The organism is Burkholderia sp. BCC0397 (genome assembly GCF_902832865.1).
Lineage (GTDB): Bacteria > Pseudomonadota > Gammaproteobacteria > Burkholderiales > Burkholderiaceae > Burkholderia.
Map to the genome: position 1 here is coordinate 1,064,860 of NZ_CADFDL010000001.1, position 18,052 is coordinate 1,082,911.

Genomic DNA, 18,052 nt, shown 5'->3' on the forward strand with positions numbered 1-18,052 from the left:
TGAACGCCGCGCGCGCATCGGCGCGCGGCGGGTTGCTTCATGCAAATGCCGAATACGCGTCGCTCGCGATGCATCCTTGATGCGAGCGACGCGCGTCGTTACAGCGCGGGCTTGGCCGCCGCGCCCGATTCGGTTGCCGGCTCGCCGGCCGGGCCGTACGCGGCCTGCGCCGCTTTCCGCTGGGCGAGACGTTTCGCCTGCAGCCGTTCCTGCGCTGCGAGGATGTCGTCCGGATAGTTGCCGATTTCACCGCGCGCCGGGTTGTAGCCGACCGATTCGAGATCGATCAGCTCCTGCAGCACCTGCGCGCGCGTGACGGGCGACTTCGCCTGCTGGGCGAACGACAGGGCCGGTGCGACAAGCAGGACGGCAGCAGCGGCGGTAACGACGAGCGATTTCACGAGATTCTCCTGGTACGGGGTAGGCGGCCGGAGCGGCGCGCGACGCGCGGCTGCGACTTTCGACGTCAGTCTACGCAGCGCTTCCACGCGCAAACACCCCGATTCCAGGAGGGCTGCGTTCCAGAAGGAACAACATTGGCGGCGTCGCCCGCAGTCACCGAACCCGTGTGCGAACACGGGCGCCGTGCATACGGGCGCAGCGTAGGCAGACGACGTCGCGCGCTACCGCTCAGAACCGCGTGCGCATGCCGATCGTGCCGACCACCTGGTTCGCCGTGCTCGATGCGCCGCCCGACGTGTTGATGAACGCCTGGTAGCCGCGGCCCGACGCATGCTGGAACATCGCTTCCGCGTACAGGTCGGTGCGGCGCGACAGCTTGTACACGGCCTGCAGGTTGGCCTGATGCCATTTCGGGTCGGTGCCGTGCTTGCTGTCGGGATTCGACACGCTGGCGTCCGTATAGACATAGGCCGCGCCGAGGCTGACGGCCGGCGTGACCGCATAGCGCACGTTCACGTCGTAGTTGTTGAACGCGATCTGGCCGCTGGAGCCGAACGAGCCCGTGTTGTCGTACTGCGAGCGCGTGTAGACGAAGCCGACGGTCGCCGGGCCGAACACGTAGCTGACGCCGCCGCCGTAGGTGCGCATGCGGTCCGAGCCGATCGACCAGCCACCCTGGTTCAAGCTCTTCGCTTCGGCCGAATCGGTCGCGCCGGGGCTCGCGCTCGTCGAGCCCTTCGTGCCGTTCATCTGCAGGTAGGCGCCGGCCAGCTTCAGCGGGCCGTTCGTGTAGCTCGCGGCCACGCTGTATGCGCGGTTCGCGCTGAAGTTCGCCGAGTTGGAGAACGCGTACAGCGCGCCGACCTTGAAGCCCGCGATCGTGTCGCTCGTGTACTTGACCGCGTTGTTGATGCGCAGCGAGTGGTTCAGGTTGTCGTTGTCGAACGGATGCGCGAAGCCCGTATCGCCGAAATCGCCGGACGTCGCCGACAACGGCGCGACGAAGTCGACCATCGTGTCGTACTGGCGGCCGAGCGTCAGCGTGCCGTAGCCGGCCTGGCTCAGGCCGACATACGCGTGCCGGCCGAACAGCTTGCCGTCCTGGCCGAGCCCGCCGTTGTTCGCGTTGAAGCCGTTTTCGAGCACGAACAGCGCCTTCAGGCCGCCGCCGAGATCCTCGGTGCCGCGCAGGCCGAAGCGGCTGCCGTTGATCGTGCCGGTCGCCATGCGCCACTGCGACGCGCCGTTCACGTTGTTGGTATAGGCGATGCCGGCGTCGATCAGGCCGTACAGCGTGACCGAGCTTTGCGCGTGGGCGAGCGGCGCGAACAGGGTGCCGGCGCACGCGCCGGCGATCAGGGTTTTTTTCATCGTGAAGCTCCTGCGTGTGGGAGGGGAAACCAAAGTTCGGCGCAAGTATAGAAATGCGCGGCACGCGCAAGGGCCTGGCGGCCGCGAGCGCACTGTTCCGGATCCGGCAAGAGTCGTTCACAAAACCGACACGACGCGTCGCGCGCGCGCCGGGCAGGCGGTTCTTGCGTGACGGCCGGCGCGCGGCTTCCGTCCGGCGCGGCCCGGCTGTCGTGTCGATGCAACATGCGCGGCACGTGCGCGCGGCGCTGCTTTTCCTCCATACTGGTCGCCCGGACCGCACGGCCGCCGACGCAGATCGCGCGGCCGTGTCAACGCATACGACAAGAGGCCTCCCCATGAACCTGTTCAACGTACGCTTGCGCGGCCGCGACGGCCTGTTCACGATCGGCATCGATGCCGGCAGGATCGCGCGGATCGATGCGCAAACCGCACCGATCGCGCCGACGAACCCCGACCATATCGATGGCGGCGGCCGTCTCGCGATTGCGCCGCTCGTCGAACCGCATATCCACCTCGATGCCGTGCTGACGGCCGGCGAACCCGCGTGGAACATGAGCGGCACGCTGTTCGAGGGCATCGAGCGCTGGGCCGAGCGCAAGGCGACGATCACGCACGAGGACACGAAAGCACGCGCGCATACGGCGATCGGCATGCTGCGCGACCACGGGATCCAGCACGTGCGCACGCACGTCGACGTGACCGATCCGACGCTCGCGGCGCTGAAGGCGATGCTCGAAGTGAAGGACGAGGCGCGCGGGCTGATCGACTTGCAGATCGTCGCGTTCCCGCAGGAGGGTATTGAGTCGTTCGACGGCGGCCGCGCGCTGATGGAGCAGGCGATCGAGCTCGGCGCGGACGTCGTCGGCGGGATTCCGCATTTCGAGAACACGCGCGAGCAGGGCGTCAGCTCGATCCGCTTCCTGATGGATCTCGCGGAGCGCACGGGCTGCCTCGTCGACGTGCACTGCGACGAGACCGACGATCCGCATTCGCGCTTTCTCGAAGTGCTCGCGGAAGAAGCGCGCGTGCGCGGCATGGGTGCGCGCGTCACCGCGAGCCACACCACCGCGATGGGTTCGTACGACAACGCGTACTGCTCGAAGCTGTTCCGGCTGCTGAAGCGGGCGGGACTGAATTTCATCTCGTGCCCGACCGAGAGCATCCATCTTCAGGGGCGTTTCGACACGTTTCCGAAGCGGCGCGGCGTCACGCGCGTCGCGGAGCTCGACCGCGCCGGACTCAACGTGTGCTTCGGGCAGGATTCGATCAAGGACCCGTGGTATCCGCTCGGCAACGGCAACATCCTGCGCGTGCTCGACGCGGGCCTTCATATCTGCCACATGATGGGTTACCAGGATCTGCAGCGCTGCCTCGACTTCGTGACCGACCACAGCGCGACGACGATGCATCTCGGCGATGGTTACGGCATCGCGGTCGGGCGTCCGGCGAATCTCGTCGTGCTCGATGCGGACAGCGACTACGAAGCCGTGCGCCGGCAGGCGAAGGCCACGCTGTCGGTGCGCCACGGGAAAGTCATCATGCGGCGCGAACCGGAGCGCATCACGTATCCGGATTGACGGGAAAGGCGGGGTCATCCCGGGCCGCCGGCCTCCATGTATTCTCAAAATGCATGAGTCAATTCGAAAAATACGTTTGTCTCATGAGCGGGGCGGGCCTACGATGCGGTCCTGACGACGGCGTGCACTTTGCGCGCCGTCCTTTCGATCCTCGTTCGCCGACCCCATGCGCCTCGATCTTCCATCCGCTCCCGCTTCTTCCTCGCCGCCCGCCAGCCCGTTCGCGCGCATGGCCGTCGTCACGGTCCTGACCGGCATCGGCGCGGGGCTCGGCGGCATGCTGCTCGCGTTGCTGCTGCATGCGATCCAGCACATCGCGTACGGCTACAGCTTCGCGCACGTGATCGGGTCCGAGAGCTTCCTCAGTGGCGTGACCGGGGCTGAGCCGCTGCGCCGGTTGGCGGTGCTGGCCGTCTGCGGGATCGTCGCCGGCGGCGGCTGGTGGGCGCTTTACCGGTATGGCCAGCCGCTCGTCAGCATCCGCCGCGCGGTACGCGCGGCGGATCCGCGGATGCCGTTCGTCAGCACGACGGTTCATGCGTTGCTGCAGATCGTCACCGTCGCGCTCGGCTCGCCGCTCGGCCGTGAAGTCGCGCCGCGCGAGATCGGCTCGCTGCTCGCCGGGCGGCTTGCCCATGCGGCGCGACTCACGCCCGACGACTGCCGGCTGATGGTCGCGTGCGGCGCAGGCGCGGGGCTCGCGGCCGTCTACAACGTGCCGCTCGGCGGCGCGATCTTCGTGCTCGAGGTGCTGCTCGGCACGTTCGAATTGCGTGCGCTGATCGTGGCGGTCGTGACGTCCGCGATCGCGGCGATCGTCGCGTGGGTCGGCCTCGGCAACGAACACCAGTACACGGTGCCGGCGTTCGTGCTGAGCACGCCGCTGGTCGCATGGTCGATCGTCTGCGGGCCGCTGTTCGGCTTCGCCGCGTACGGTTTCGTGCGGCTCACGACCCGCGCGCGGGCGAACGCGCCGAAGGACTGGCGATTGCCGGTGTTCGCGCTGCTCAACTTCGCGGTGATCGGCGTGCTCGCGATGTGGTTTCCGCAACTGCTCGGCAACGGCAAGGGCCCGGCGTCGCTGGGTTTCGACGGCACGCTGACGATCGGCCTCGCGGCGGCGCTGCTCGTGCTGAAGGTGCTGATCGAGGCCGGCAGCCTGCGGGCCGGCGCGGAAGGCGGGCTGCTGACGCCGGGTCTCGCGAACGGCGCGCTGCTCGGGGTCGTGCTCGGCGGATTGTGGAGCGTCGTGTGGCCGGGTGCATCGCTCGGCGGATGCGCGCTGATCGGCGCGACCGCGTTTCTCGCCGCGTCGATGCAGATGCCGATCACGGCCGTCGTGCTGCTGCTCGAATTCACGCGTGCGAATCACGACAGCCTCGTGCCGATGCTGCTGGCCGTGGCGGGGTCGCTTGTGGCGTATCGGCTTGCGCAGAAGCTGGCGGAGCGGCGAGCGACAGCGATCGCAGCCGTCAGCACGCCGGAGGCGGTTGCTCGCTAGCGGGCTCACGCCAGGGCCCGTATACGCATCGATGCGCGCTGTGATCCATCCACGATGTGGCGTATCTGGAGGGCGTCTCGTGGGTACGGGAAGAGCATGCATCGCTGACGCATCAATTCCGTCTCGGAGTGGATTATCCGGGGAAATCGCGTCATAAGGCCCAATATACGGGAATTATATTTCCTGAGTGCATCTCTTCTATAACTCTATAATATTGTGAGTTACGAGAGATAGAGCGCGGGAAGACCCACTATGTTGGAATTAAGTTTTCGCAAGCCCGATGAAATCGTCACCCTGCTTTGCGCGAGGCTTCGCACGGAGCGGCTGGCGTTGCAACTGACGCAGAGCGACGTAGCCGCGCGTGCCGGCGTCGGTTCCAATACCGTGTCCAATCTGGAAGCCGGACGCAATGTGAGCCTCGAGACGGTAGTTCGTGTAGCCATGGTCCTGGGACGAAGCAAGGAACTCGAAGGATTGTTCCTGCCGAAGCTCGATAGCCTGGAAGACGTTCACCGGTATGAAAAAAGTGCCAAACGTCAGCGCGTCAAGAGGGGCAACCAGAAATGATCGAGCGGATCGATGTCTACTACGACGGCTGGGGGGAGCACTGGCTGTGGGGATCGATGGTTTCGACGACGGCGATCACGGGGCGCCCGTTGATCGTATTCGAATATGGCGATGACGCGCGCAAGAGGGGGCTGGAACTGTCGTCTTATGCGCTCCCATTGCATGGGGCGAGGCTGCGCAAGGACTTCCCGTCCCACCAACTGGGATTGCCCGGCCCAGTCTATGACGCGCTGCCCGACGGATGGGGCATGTTGCTCATGGACCGCTTGTTCAAACGCCGCGGTCTCAACGCGGCACGCATCGGGCCGCTGGAGCGGTTGGCTTACATTGGCAACCACGCAATGGGCGCCTTGTCGTTCGAGCCGGTCGCGCTCGAGATCCAGGCACCGCAGCCGGATATTCCTCTCGACCGGCTCGCGGCCGAGGTACAGGAAGTCCTCAATGGTGAGGGCGGCGAATTCCTTCATCAACTGCTGCAGGTGGGCGGCTCTCCGCAAGGTGCCAGGCCGAAGGCCCTGGTGTATCGTGATCCGCAGTCCGGCGTTTTTACCACGGCCGCGGTGGCGGGTTCTGAAGCATGGTTGGTCAAGTTCCCGGCCCGGCAAGAGCATCCCGAGGTGTGCGCGATCGAAATGGTCTACGCCGAGTGCTTGCGCATGTGCGGCATCGAGACCCCGGACACGCTGCATTTCAATTTGCCTGACGGAATGGCGGCATTTGCGTCCAGGCGTTTCGATCGACGGGACGGTCTGCGCGTGCCCATGCAAAGCGTTGCCGCGTTTACCGGTGCCGATTACAAAACGCCGGGTGCGCTGGACTACGTGAACTTCTTGCGCGCGACTCACATGTGCACCAACGACGTACGCGAGAAGGCGCGGGCGTTTGAACGGGCTGTCTTCAATGTCGCGTTCAACAATCGCGACGATCATCCGAAAAACTTCGCATACGTCATGTCGCGATCCGGCCAGTGGAAACTCGCGCCGGCCTACGACGTGACATTCTGCGAGGGGCCGGGCGGTTACCACCAAATGGACGTCATGGGCGAGGCGCTGCGGATCGACCGGGCGGCATTGCTCGGACTGGCAAAGGAAGCGGAGCTTTCCGCAGCCGCTGCCGGCGACATGATCGACGGAATGTGCGGAGTGGCCAGCCAGTTCTCGGCCATTGCGAAGCGCCGCTACGAGGGGATCATCACAGAAGACACCCTGACGGACATTCAGCGTCGAATCGACGAGAACGTTGCGCTGCTGCGCTAGGGCGTGTTCACGCCCTATGGGGCAGGGGTTGCCGAAAGAGAATCGGCGAGACGGGCGTTCGTCGGCTCACGGTATCGCACATGCATGATGGGACCGGCTCTTGGCAGCGGGGCGTCATACCGCGCCCTCATCGTTGAGTTCGTCCCACCCAGCATCCGCAGCCGCGCCGGGACGACAAGCCGTTAGGACGATCAGGCGCAAGCAAAGCGCGGTCTCCGGATAGCCCTTGTACCCCCGCAATGCTGGGTAGACCCCTTGAATTTGTTCGCGGGTCGTCGCGGCTACGCTCTCACTGACCGGGCTACGGAGTAGCCCGCGCAGAGTGGAGATCGGATCCATCCGGACAAATGCAGGCGCCACATCGAAGCAAATCATGTGGTTCTGTGCAAGAATCCGCGCGTTTCCGCGCCTCAACCAACAACCATACGCGCGGATGTCCCTATCAGGAAACGAGGAGCTCAAGTTGATCCAGCGCATTTCCCGCTTTTTCACGCAGGTGGTTCACCGCGTGTTGCCCGACCCGTTGATTTTCGCGATCCTGCTGACGATCGTCACGTTCGCGCTCGCATTCGGCCTCACGCCGACCACGCCCGTGCAGCTCACGACGATGTGGGGTTCCGGCTTCTGGAACCTGCTCGCGTTCTCGATGCAGATGGTCATGATTCTCGTCACCGGCCATGCGCTCGCGAGTTCGCCGCCCGTCCGGCGCCTGCTCGTCGCGCTCGCGAGCACCGCGCGCACGCCCGGGCAGGGCGTGATGCTCGTCGCATTCGTCGGCGCGCTGGCCTGCGCGATCAACTGGGGCTTCGGCCTCGTGCTCGGCGCGATGCTGGCCCGCGAAGTGGCGCGCCGCGTGGCCGGCAGCGACTACCGGCTGCTCGTCGCGTCCGCCTACATGGGCTTCCTGAGCTGGCACGGCGGGCTGTCGGGTTCGGTTCCGCTCGTCGCGGCGACGAAGGGCAATCCGATGGAAAAGACCATCGGGCTGATTCCGGTGTCCGACACGATCTTCACCGGCTACAACGCGTTCATCACGATCGGGCTGATCGTGATGCTGCCGTTTCTCGCGCGGATGATGATGCCGAAGCCGGGCGACGTCGTCAGCGTCGATCCGGCGCTGCTCGCGGAGCCGCCAAGCGTCGAGCGCCAGCTCGGGCCCGATGCGACCTTCGCGGAGCGGCTGGAAGAGAGCCGTGCGCTGTCGGTCGTCGTCGCGGCGCTGTGCGCGGCGTTCCTCGTGCTGCGTTTCGCGCAGAAGGGCTTCGCGCTCGACATCGACACGGTGAACCTCGCATTCCTCGCGGCCGGCATCCTGCTGCACCGGACGCCGATGGCCTATGCGCGCGCGGTGGCCGGCGCGGCGCGCGGCGCGTCGGGGATCATGATCCAGTTCCCGTTCTACGCGGGCATCCAGGCGCTGATGGATCACTCGGGGCTCGCGGGCGTGATCACGAAGTGGTTCGTCGATATCGCGAACGTGCACACGTTCCCGCTGCTCGCGTTCCTCAGTTCGGCCGTGATCAATTTCGCGGTGCCGTCGGGCGGCGGCCACTGGGTCGTGCAGGGCCCGTTCGTGATGCCGGCCGCGCAGGCGCTCGGCGCCGATCTCGGCAAGGCCGCGATGGCGATCGCGTACGGCGAGGCGTGGACCAACATGGCGCAGCCGTTCTGGGCGCTGCCCGCGCTGGCGATCGCGGGGCTCGGCGTGCGCGACATCATGGGGTATTGCGTGACGACGCTGCTGTTCTCGGGCGTCGTGTTCGTCGCGGGGATGTATCTGTTCTGACGAAGCGAGGCGAGATGCGGGCGCGGTGGAGCCCGCATCTCGCCAGCTTGATTCCAGCCTGCCTTCAGCCGCGCGACCGCACGTCGGCGCGTTCATGCCCGTGACGCAACGCGAGGCTCGCGAACGCCGCGACGACGAGCGCGGCCGCCAGCAGCGTCAGCCCGTTCTTCGCATTGCCGGTCGCCTGTTCGATCGCGCCGACGACGGTCGGCCCGACGAAGCCGCCGAGCAACCCGCACGTATTCACGAGCCCGAGCCCGCCGGCCAGTGCGCTACCCGCGAGCCGCGACGCCGGAAACGTGAACACGATCGACTGCACGACGAAGAACATCGACGCGGCCACGCACACGCAGAGCAGCCCCGCCAACGGCGACGCATGCGCGGCGCCGATCATCCCGGCCGCCATGACCACCAGCCCCGCACACAGCATCCGGCGCGAGTGATGCGACTCGCGTGCGAAGCGCGGCAGCGTCCCGGCCCCGAGCGCGGCGGCGAGCCAGGGCAGCGACGTCAGCAACCCGACCGCGAACGGCGACAGGCGCCCCGATGCGCCGATGATGCCGGGCAGGAAGAAGATCACCGTATAGATGGTCAACTGGTGGCAGAAGTACACGAAAATCGCGAGCCAGATCTGCGGATCGCGTAGTGCCACGCCGAATGCATGGCCGCCGTGCGCGGCGACGCCCGCGTCCTGTTCGGCGGCCAGCTTGCGCTCGAGCGCGCGGCCGGTTTCAGGGGCGAGCCACGGCGCGGCGCTCGGCCGGTCCGGCAATCGCGTCCATACGACGAACGCGAGCAGGATCGCCGGAATGCCTTCGACGACGAACAGCCATTGCCAGCCATGGAAACCGAGCGTGCCGTCGAGCTCGATCAGCGCGCCGGCCAGCGGCCCGCCGACGATGTTGGCGATGCACACGCCGAGCAGGAAATAGCCGGTGGCGCGCGCACGCTCCTCGCGGCTGAACCAGTACGTCAAATACAACATCACGCCGGGAAACAGGCCGGCTTCGGCCACGCCGAGCAGCAGGCGCATCACGTAGAACGACGTCTCGCCGCTGACGAACGCCATCGCGACCGACAGCGCGCCCCACGTGATCATGATCCGCGTGATCCAGAAGCGCGCCCCGACGCGATGCATGATCAGGTTGCTCGGGATTTCGAAGAGCGCGTAGGTAAGAAAGAACAGCCCCGCGCCGAGCCCGTACGCGGCCGATGAAATGCCGAGATCGACGCCCATCGAATGTTTGGCGAACGCGATGTTGGTGCGGTCGAGAAAGCTGATCACATACGCGGCGATCAGCAGCGGCATGAGTTTGCGGAACAGCAGCCGGTTCAGCGACGCGTTCGCGTCGCCGGCGGCGGACGACAGGGCCTGAGCGTGATGAGTGGACATGCGGACGACTCCGGTAAGGGCGAACCGGCGCGCACGGCAAGCACGGCGCGCCGCGTTCGGCAGATGCCGCTGCGGTGCACGCAGCGGATGGGCAGTCGACGGAGCCGCGCCGGCGGCGCTCGAACGGAGCGGGGCGATGAAGGGCGTCCTGGCGCCGGCCGGCTCGGGCCGGCGCCGTGTCACTGCGCTTGCGGATGCGGGTGTGGGGGTGGCGACCCGGCGCTCAGAAGTTCACCGCGTCGCCGCCCTTGAGTGCGAGCATCGCGCGCACCTCGGCCGGCGTCGCGATCTCGAGCGACAGGCCTTCGAGCACCTGACGCATTTTCAGGACTTGCGCGGCACTCGATTCCGCGAGCTGGCCGGGCGCGATCCACAGCGAATCCTCGAGCCCGACGCGCACGTGCGCACCTTGCGCGGCGCCGATCGTCGCGAGCGGAATCTGGTTGCGCCCCGCGCCGAGGATCGACCACACGTAATCGCTGCCGAACAGGCGGTCGGCCGTGCGGCGCATGTGCATCAGGTCCTCCGGATGCGCGCCGATCCCGCCGAGCAGGCCGAACACGCTTTGCACGAAGAACGGCGGCTTCGCGAGCCCGCGATCGACGAAGTGCGCGAGGTTGTACAGGTGCGAGATGTCGTAGCACTCGAATTCGAACCGCGTGCCGTTCGCGCCGCAACGCGTGAGGATCGTCTCGATGTCGGCGAACGTGTTCTTGAACACGAGATCGCGGCTTTTCTCGAGATGTTCGCGCTCCCACGGATGCTTCAGCTCGCGGAAGCGCTCGAGCATCGGGTACAGCCCGAAGTTCATCGACCCCATGTTCAACGAAGCGACCTCGGGCTGGAAATGCAGCGCGGGCTGCAGCCGTTCGTCGACCGTCATGTGCGGGCTGCCGCCCGACGTGAGGTTGATCACAGCGTCGGTCTGCGCCTTGATGCGCGGCAGGAATTCGGCGAACACGGCCGGATCCTGCGTCGGTTTGCCGTCGGACGGGTTGCGTGCGTGCAGGTGGAGGATCGCCGCGCCGGCCTGCGCGGCCGCCACCGCGGCCGTTTCGATTTCGTGCGGCGTGACAGGCAGGTACGGCGACATCGACGGCGTATGGATCGCGCCGGTCGGCGCACAGGTGATGATGACTTTGCGAGCGTTTGCCACGGATGGATTCCTTTCGATGAGCGATGCAGGAGGCGTCAGAGCACTTCGACGTTGCCGCAGACGGAGATCGCCTGCCCGGTGATCCCGTGCCCGCCCGGCGAGCACAGGAACAGCGCGGTCGCGGCGATCTCGGCCGGATCGGTCATGCGCCGCAGCGAGATCTTCTCGAGATAGCGCTGCTCCATTTCGTCGTAGCCGATGCCGAGCTGCTGCGCGCGCGCGTCGATCACCCGGCGCATCCGCGGGCCGCGCACGATGCCGGGCTGGATCGCGTTCACGCGGATGCCGAGCGGCCCGAGTTCGATCGCGAGGCTCTTCACGAGGCCGACCACCGCCCATTTGGTGGCCGCATACGGCGTGCGGAACGCGTAGCCGAGCCGGCCGGCGACCGACGACAACGCAATGATCGCGCCGCCGTGTGTCGACTCGCGCAGCAGCGGCACCGCGCGGCGCGCGAACTGGAATTGCGCGTTCAGGTTGATCGCGACGGTTTGTTCCCACTGCACGGGATCGATTTCGTCGATGCCGCCGGTCGGGCCGGCGATGCCCGCGTTGTTGACCAGCACGTCGAGGCCGCCGAGCGTGGACGAGATGTCGGCGAACACGCGCTCGACGGCGGCCGGGTCGGATACGTCGGCCAGCGTCGCACTGATCGCGCCGGCCGCGGCGCGCGGCGGCCGGTCGGCGAGTGCCGCGATCGCGGCTTGCGACGCGTCGCACACGTGCACGCGCGCGCCGCATTCGGCGAACGCGTCGGCGATTTCGAGACCGATGCCCGACGCGCCGCCCGTCACGAGGACGCGCAGGCCGTCATAGGGTTTCAGCAGGTCGGAAGCTGTCATGCCGGGTTGTCTCCATCGTTGATCTAGTGGGATGGCGGCCGCTCGCGTTTCGGGCGGCCGTGGCAAGCGGCCGCTACGGCTTCGCGTTCACGGTCCGCGGTGTCTGTTCGGCCCGCAGCGTCTCGGCGAGATCGTGCGCGGCGCCGCCGATGTCGAGCGCGATGCCGGCCCGCACGCCCGCGCCGTCGCGCCGTTCGAGCGCATCGACGATCGCGCGGTGCGCATCCATCGAACGCCGCATGTGCGGGATGTCGAGCGCGACCATGTTGAGGAACGGGCCGACGCGCATCCACAGGTTCTCGACGATCGCGAGCGTGTTTTCGCTGGCGCCGTGCGCGTAGATCGCGCTGTGGAACGCAAAGTTGCTTTGCAGGTAGGCGCGCGAGCGGCCGGCCTCGACATGCGCCTGCATCGTCTCGCAGGTCTTGCGCACGGCCGCGATCTGCGCGTCGGTCATCCGGCCGCACGCGCGCTCGGCGATGCAGCCTTCGAGGGCAATGCGCACGTCACGCAGTTCGTCGAGCATGTCGAGCGTCATCGGCGGGACGACGAGCGCCCGATTCGGGCCGTCGACCAGCGCGCGTTCGGCACGCAGCCGCGTGAGCGCGGCACGCACGGGCATCGTCGACGAGCCGACCGCCTCGGCGACGCTGCGCAGGCTCAGCGCCTGGCCAGGCGCGAAGCGGCCGCTCATCAGCGCTTCGCGCAGTTGCTGGTAGACCTTGTCGGCCATCGTTTCCTGTTCGATGGCTTTCAGTGCGGGCGGGACGATACGAGGCGGCAAGGCGGGGTTCTCCTGGGTTTGATCTGCGATCTGTGATCACACTGACGATGTGCGAAGTTTTGACGATCGGGGGAGCCGAGTCAAGTCGAACGGGATCGGGGAAAACGAGGGGGCGGGTAGGCGAAGAGGCTGGCGGCGACAGTCGGCAATACTTTTCCAGGTCGGGGATTTGATTCGATTCTCGCGGCACGGATGGGGACGGCGACGGAGGCGAGCATGCGCCCTCGATGCGCAGGGCCACGCCACGCTGTTCAATGGGCGGACGTGTTACGACCATTGTTACTTTAACGAACCGGGCGCGCGGTATCGTACCGATCGCGCAAATTTTTGGAGCCTGTCATGAGGGGAGTCTGGATCGCTGCCGCGTTGGCGTGCATCGCGCTTCAGCCGGCGATGGTTGTGGCGAAGGACACCGCACAAACCTCGCCCGAGGCCGGTTCACGGCCTTACATCCAGAACTTCAAGGACATGGTGCTGGCCGACTGCCTGGCTACCGCTTACAAGCAGGAGGCCGGCGTAAGCAAGGATATCGGCAGCAGTACCAGTGCGTTGCGCGACTGGACCTACTACGACATGGAGCGTGCACCGGACGTCATTCACGCGCTGGTCGCGAAGTATCTGGCCCGCGACTATCGAAATCCGGTTGTCGAATCTGAAGTCAAGGATGTGAAGTTCGACTTCCTGAAGTGCATCGATCTGTATCACGGCAAGGAACTGGACGCTGCAGCGAAGCAACTCGTATTGCGCCCGAGCCGTAACTATCGCGCCGAGCATTCGCCGAAGCCGCAGTAGCGATCAAACGCCGTTGCGCCATGCAACGGCGCGCCGTATGCCGTTTCGCGACGCTATTCCAGCGTCCGGATCGAATTGCTGATGCCGCGCGCGCAGTCGATCACCGCCGGCGCGAGCTTGCGGCGCGCGTCGTCGAACGTCCAGCGGCTCGTCGGTGCGACCACGTGCACGGCCGCGACCGGCTGCCCCTGGCTGCCGAGCACGGGCGCCGCGATCGACATGTCGCCGATGAACAGTTCTTCCTGGTTGGTCGCGTAGCCTTCGCGTCGCGCACTGTCGAGCAGCGCGACGAGATCGTCGAGCGCCGTGACCGTGCGCGGCGTATGCGGCGTGCGCACCATGTCGTCGAGCCGCACACGCGCGTCGTTCGGCGGCAACGCGCTCAGGAACGCGCGGCCGGAGCCGGTGCAGTACATCGGGATACGGCTGCCGATCGGCATGTGGATCGGCACGAACTTCGTCGACACGAAACGCGCGACGTACACCATTTCGTCCTCGTCCGGCTCGGTCAGATTGGTGGTTTCGCCGGTCAGGTTCGTGAGCTCGGACAGGAACGGATTCGCGACGTCGATCAACGTATCGGCCGCGAGATAGTTGAAGCCGATCCGCATCACGTGCGGCGTGAGCTGATAACGCCGCGTGACCGGATGCTTGCGGATGTAGCCGAGCTTCTCGAGCGTATAGACCATCCGCTGCGCGGAGCTTTTCGTCATCCCCGCCGCGTCGGCCACTTCCGCCAGCGTCATCGTGCGCCGCTTCGCGCTGAACGCGCGCAGCACGTTGAGCCCTTTTTCCAGCGACTGGTTGAACAGCAGATCGTTTGCTTGGTCAGGCGACGTTTCCATGGCGAGGGCGTGATCGATTCGATATCGCATCATAGCGTATCGAATATCGATACACAAAAATCTATTTGCGATGTTTTTGATTCGTTTTAAGATCGGGTCATCGTCGCAGTGTCGATCAGCGGCCGGCCGGCGCACCGGGTTATTCGAGAAGGAGACATCATGGTTTCGTTCATCAAGCGGTTCGGCGCACTGGCCGCCGGTTTCGCCACCTGTATCGCGCTTTCCACGGCATCGGCGGGCGCCGTTGCGGCCGAGCCCACGCTGAAGGTCGGTGCGACAGCCACCGGCGTGCCGTTCACGTTTCTCGACGTCAAGAGCAATTCGATCCAGGGGATGATGGTCGATGCGATCACGGCGGCCGGGAAGTCCGCCGGGTTTCGCGTCGACGTGCAGCAGACCGTGTTCTCGGCGCTGATCCCGTCGCTCACCACGCAGAAGATCGACATCATCTCGGCCGCGATGCTGAAGACGCCCGCGCGCCAGCAGGTCGTCGATTTCTCCGACACCGTCTACACGTTCGGCGAAGGCCTGATCGTGAAGGCCGACGACCCCGGCCGCTATACGTCGATGGACGATTTCAAGGATCAGGTGGTCGGCGCGCAGGTCGGCACGGCCTTCGTCGACGCGCTCAACAAGAAGGGCATCTTCAAGGAAGTGCGGACCTACGATTCGATCGCCGACATCATGCGCGACGTCTCGCTCGGGCGCATCAAGGCCGGCTTCGCCGATCAGCCGATCGTCGCGTACCAGATCGAGCACGGCGTCAATCGCCAAGTGCGGCTCGTGCCCGAATACCAGAGCGTCGTGAAGGGGCAGGTCTGCTTCATCGTGCGCAAGGGCGACACCGCGACGCTCGAACAGCTCAACGGCGCGATCCGCAAGATGAAGGGCGACGGCACGCTGCAGCAGATCCTGCAGAAGTGGCACATGAGCTGAGCGTCGGCGCGCGATTCCCGACCGGTATCGCCCGCGCGTCGCGGGCATCCACCGCGGCACGCCGTCCGCGCGTCGCATAGGAGACCTCATGTTTTTCCAGAACGCGATCGATTTCCTGCCGATCCTGCTGAAGGGCGCGGTGGTCACGATCGAGATCACCGCATGCGCGTTCGTGCTCAGCTCGGTACTCGGGCTGATCCTCGCGTTGCTGAAGGTGTCGCGCAATCGTGCGGTATCGACGGCCGGCAGCACGATCGTCAACGTGATCCGCGGGCTGCCGATCATCGTGCAGCTGTTCTACATGTACTTCGTGCTGCCCGATCTCGGCGTGCAACTGTCGGCGTTCCAGGCCGGCGTGCTCGGCCTCGGCATCGCGTATTCGGCGTATCAGGCCGAGAACTTCCGCGCGGGCATCGAGGCGATCGACCGCGGCCAGATCGAAGCCGCGCACGCGATCGGCATGCGCGGCCCGATGATCATGCGGCGCGTGGTGCTGCCGCAGGCGTTCCGCATCGCGCTGCCGCCGTACGGCAACACGCTCGTGATGCTGCTGAAGGATTCGTCGGTCGCGTCGACGATCACGGTCGCGGAAATCACGCGCGCCGGCCAGCTGATCGCGTCGTCGACGTTCCAGAACATGAGCGTCTACACGCTTGTCGCGCTGCTGTATCTCGCGCTCGGCCTGCCGCTGATGTTCGGCGTGAACCGGCTCGGCAAGCGGCTCGCCCTGAGGAGAGGCGCATGATCCGGATCGATTCGATACACAAGCGGTTCCAGCAGCACGCGGTGCTGAAGGGCGTGAGCCTCGACGTGCAGCAGGGTGAAGTCGTATGCCTGATCGGGCCGTCCGGTTCCGGCAAGTCGACCGTGCTGCGCTGTATCAACGGCTTCGAGACCTACGACGAAGGGGCGATCACGATCGACGGCGTGAAGGTCGACGCGCATTCGAAGCGGATCCACGAGTTGCGGATGCGGGTCGGCATGGTGTTCCAGCGCTTCAACCTGTTCGCGCACCGCACGGCGCTCGAGAACGTGATGGAAGGGCCGGTGCACGTGCGGCGCATGCCGGCCGCGCAGGCGCGCGAGCAGGCCCGCGCGCTGCTCGACAAGGTCGGGCTCTCGCACCGGATGAATGCGTATCCGTCCGAGCTGTCGGGCGGGCAGCAGCAGCGCGTCGCGATCGCACGCGCGCTCGCGATGGAGCCGCAGGCGATCCTGTTCGACGAGCCGACGTCGGCGCTCGACCCTGAACTCGTCGGCGAAGTGCTCGGCGTGATGCGCGGGCTCGCGCGCGACGGGATGACCATGGTGGTCGTCACGCACGAAATGGCATTCGCCCGCGAGGTGGCCGATCGCGTGTGCTTCCTGCACGACGGCACGATCTGCGAAAGCGGACCGGCGCGCGACGTGCTCACGCAACCGACCCATCCCCGCACGCAGGAATTCCTGCGCCGCCTGCTGGCGTCGGACGGCGCCGACCACCCGGATCGAACATGAGCGCAACGAACGCGGCACCCGGATGGCCCGACTCGCCGTGGCCGGATTCACTGTGGGCGGCGACCGCCGTGCCGGCGCCCGATACGCCCGCGCTCGACGCGTCCGTGTCGTGCGACGTGGCGATCGTCGGCGCCGGCTTCACGGGCCTGTCGACCGCACTGCACCTGGCCGAACGCGGCGTGAACGTCCGCGTGATCGACGGCGCGCAGCCGGGCTGGGGCGCATCGGGCCGCAACGGCGGGCAGGTGATTCCCGGCCTGAAATACGACCCCGACGAACTGGTCCGCCGGTTCGGCGACGAAACCGGCGAGCAGCTTGCCGGCATCGTCGGCGGCGCGGCCGACACGGTATTCGACCTGATCGCGCGGCACGCGATCGACTGCGATGCGCGTCGCGAGGGCTGGATCCAGCCGGCGCCGACCGCCGCGATGCTCGACACGGTCGCCCGCCGTGCGCAGCAATGGGCCGCGCGCGGCGCGCCGGTCGACGTGCTCGACCGCGACGACGTCGCGCGGCGGCTCGGCACGCACGCGTATGCGGGCGGCTGGATCGATCGCCGCGCGGGCAGCGTGCAGCCGCTCAGCTATACGCGCGGCCTCGTGCGCGCCGCGCAGGCGAGCGAGGCGGTCGTGCACGGGTTGACCCGCGCCGTCGGGCTGACGCGCGCCGACGGCCGCTGGCGGATCGCGACGTCCGGCGGCGCGACACTGTCGGCGGAGCGCGTCGTGATCGCGACCAACGGCTACACGGACGGACTGTGGCCCGGCTTGCGTCAATCGGTGATCGCCGCGAACAGTTTCATCGTCGCGACGGAACCGCTTGCGCCGGCGCTCGGTCGCGACATCCTCGCCGGCGGCGAGGTCGCGTCGGATGCGCGGCGCCTGCTGCTGTACTTCCGCCGTGACGCGGCCGGGCGCCTGCTGATGGGCGGCCGCGGCCCGTTCGCCGAACCGCGCGCGCCGAGCGACTGGCGCCATCTCGAACGCGCGACGACGCTGCTGTATCCGCAACTGAAGGGCGTCCGGTTCGAATACCGCTGGGCGGGGCGCGTCGCGATCACCGCGGATTTCCTGCCGCACGTGCACGAGCCCGCGCCGGGCGTGACGATCGCGCTCGGCTACAACGGGCGCGGCATCGCGATGGCGACGACGCTCGGCAAGCATCTGGCCGCGCATCTGTCGGGCGATGCGCAACTGCCGCTGCCGTTCCGGGTCACGCCGATCCGGCCCATTCCGTTGCACGGGCTGCAGCGCTTCTACATCGCGGCCGGCGTCGCGTGGTATCGGTTGCTCGACAGCCTGTCCTGACGCAGGCGTGACGGCAGTCGCCATCCGTTATCCAATC

Annotated in this window: 17 protein-coding genes; 10 read left to right on the forward strand and 7 right to left on the reverse strand. The window is 66.7% G+C overall.

The window, feature by feature from the left end; genetic code table 11:
- Positions 1–98 precede the first annotated feature (98 nt).
- Positions 99–401: a DUF4148 domain-containing protein gene (locus HWX03_RS04750; RefSeq protein ID WP_175823191.1), complete on the reverse strand. Its 303-nt coding sequence runs from the start codon at positions 399–401 to the stop codon at positions 99–101.
- 229 nt (positions 402–630) lie between these two features.
- Positions 631–1,773, reverse strand: coding sequence for a porin (locus HWX03_RS04755; protein ID WP_175870428.1), 1,143 nt, complete (start codon positions 1,771–1,773; stop codon positions 631–633).
- 338 nt (positions 1,774–2,111) lie between these two features.
- Between HWX03_RS04755 and codA the strand changes: the two genes are divergently transcribed.
- From codA to HWX03_RS04780, 5 genes are all read left to right on the forward strand, one after another.
- On the forward strand, positions 2,112–3,353 hold the full coding sequence (gene codA, locus HWX03_RS04760) for a cytosine deaminase (RefSeq protein ID WP_175870429.1): 1,242 nt from the start codon (positions 2,112–2,114) through the stop codon (positions 3,351–3,353).
- 166 nt (positions 3,354–3,519) lie between these two features.
- Entirely contained in the window at positions 3,520–4,854 is a 1,335-nt protein-coding gene (locus tag HWX03_RS04765; protein ID WP_175870430.1) for a chloride channel protein, read from the forward strand.
- Positions 4,855–5,109: 255 nt separating this feature from the next.
- A complete protein-coding gene (locus HWX03_RS04770) occupies positions 5,110–5,421 on the forward strand; it encodes a helix-turn-helix transcriptional regulator (RefSeq protein ID WP_338025138.1) in 312 nt (103 codons plus the stop codon).
- Positions 5,418–6,677, forward strand: coding sequence for a type II toxin-antitoxin system HipA family toxin (locus tag HWX03_RS04775; protein WP_175870431.1), 1,260 nt, complete (start codon positions 5,418–5,420; stop codon positions 6,675–6,677). The genes HWX03_RS04770 and HWX03_RS04775 overlap by 4 nt, the downstream gene beginning before the upstream one ends.
- A gap of 463 nt (positions 6,678–7,140) precedes the next feature.
- On the forward strand, positions 7,141–8,463 hold the full coding sequence (locus HWX03_RS04780) for a TIGR00366 family protein (protein WP_175823270.1): 1,323 nt from the start codon (positions 7,141–7,143) through the stop codon (positions 8,461–8,463).
- 64 nt (positions 8,464–8,527) lie between these two features.
- On the opposite strand, the gene HWX03_RS04785 is transcribed toward HWX03_RS04780, so the two are convergent.
- The 4 genes from HWX03_RS04785 to HWX03_RS04800 all read right to left on the reverse strand — a co-directional run bounded on the left by HWX03_RS04785 (position 8,528) and on the right by HWX03_RS04800 (position 12,638).
- Positions 8,528–9,856 (reverse strand): MFS transporter, encoded by a 1,329-nt coding sequence (locus HWX03_RS04785; protein WP_175870432.1) that lies wholly within the window; start codon positions 9,854–9,856, stop codon positions 8,528–8,530.
- A gap of 223 nt (positions 9,857–10,079) precedes the next feature.
- The gene (locus HWX03_RS04790) at positions 10,080–11,012 is read right to left on the reverse strand and encodes a 3-keto-5-aminohexanoate cleavage protein (protein ID WP_175870433.1); all 933 of its coding nucleotides are present in this window, start codon (positions 11,010–11,012) and stop codon (positions 10,080–10,082) included.
- A 35-nt stretch (positions 11,013–11,047) separates the two neighbouring features.
- The gene (locus HWX03_RS04795; protein WP_175870434.1) at positions 11,048–11,854 is read right to left on the reverse strand and encodes an SDR family oxidoreductase; all 807 of its coding nucleotides are present in this window, start codon (positions 11,852–11,854) and stop codon (positions 11,048–11,050) included.
- Positions 11,855–11,927: 73 nt separating this feature from the next.
- Positions 11,928–12,638 carry a GntR family transcriptional regulator gene (locus tag HWX03_RS04800; RefSeq protein WP_175870435.1) on the reverse strand — a complete coding sequence of 237 codons (711 nt, stop codon included), beginning with the start codon at positions 12,636–12,638 and terminating at the stop codon, positions 11,928–11,930.
- Positions 12,639–12,977: 339 nt separating this feature from the next.
- Between HWX03_RS04800 and HWX03_RS04805 the strand changes: the two genes are divergently transcribed.
- A complete protein-coding gene (locus tag HWX03_RS04805; RefSeq protein WP_175870436.1) occupies positions 12,978–13,430 on the forward strand; it encodes a type VI secretion system amidase immunity protein Tai4 in 453 nt (150 codons plus the stop codon).
- Between the two features lie 53 nt (positions 13,431–13,483).
- Here HWX03_RS04805 and HWX03_RS04810 read toward each other — a convergent pair whose 3' ends face one another.
- Positions 13,484–14,275 (reverse strand): IclR family transcriptional regulator, encoded by a 792-nt coding sequence (locus HWX03_RS04810; RefSeq protein ID WP_175870437.1) that lies wholly within the window; start codon positions 14,273–14,275, stop codon positions 13,484–13,486.
- Positions 14,276–14,434: 159 nt separating this feature from the next.
- Between HWX03_RS04810 and HWX03_RS04815 the strand changes: the two genes are divergently transcribed.
- The 4 genes from HWX03_RS04815 to HWX03_RS04830 all read left to right on the forward strand — a co-directional run bounded on the left by HWX03_RS04815 (position 14,435) and on the right by HWX03_RS04830 (position 18,015).
- Positions 14,435–15,211, forward strand: a complete 777-nt coding sequence (locus HWX03_RS04815) for an ABC transporter substrate-binding protein (protein WP_175870438.1) — start codon at positions 14,435–14,437, stop codon at positions 15,209–15,211.
- A gap of 88 nt (positions 15,212–15,299) precedes the next feature.
- On the forward strand, positions 15,300–15,956 hold the full coding sequence (locus tag HWX03_RS04820; RefSeq protein WP_006482843.1) for an amino acid ABC transporter permease: 657 nt from the start codon (positions 15,300–15,302) through the stop codon (positions 15,954–15,956).
- Entirely contained in the window at positions 15,953–16,708 is a 756-nt protein-coding gene (locus tag HWX03_RS04825; protein WP_060052682.1) for an amino acid ABC transporter ATP-binding protein, read from the forward strand. Before HWX03_RS04820 ends, HWX03_RS04825 begins: the two co-directional genes overlap by 4 nt.
- Positions 16,705–18,015 (forward strand): FAD-binding oxidoreductase, encoded by a 1,311-nt coding sequence (locus HWX03_RS04830; protein WP_175870439.1) that lies wholly within the window; start codon positions 16,705–16,707, stop codon positions 18,013–18,015. Before HWX03_RS04825 ends, HWX03_RS04830 begins: the two co-directional genes overlap by 4 nt.
- Positions 18,016–18,052 lie beyond the last annotated feature (37 nt).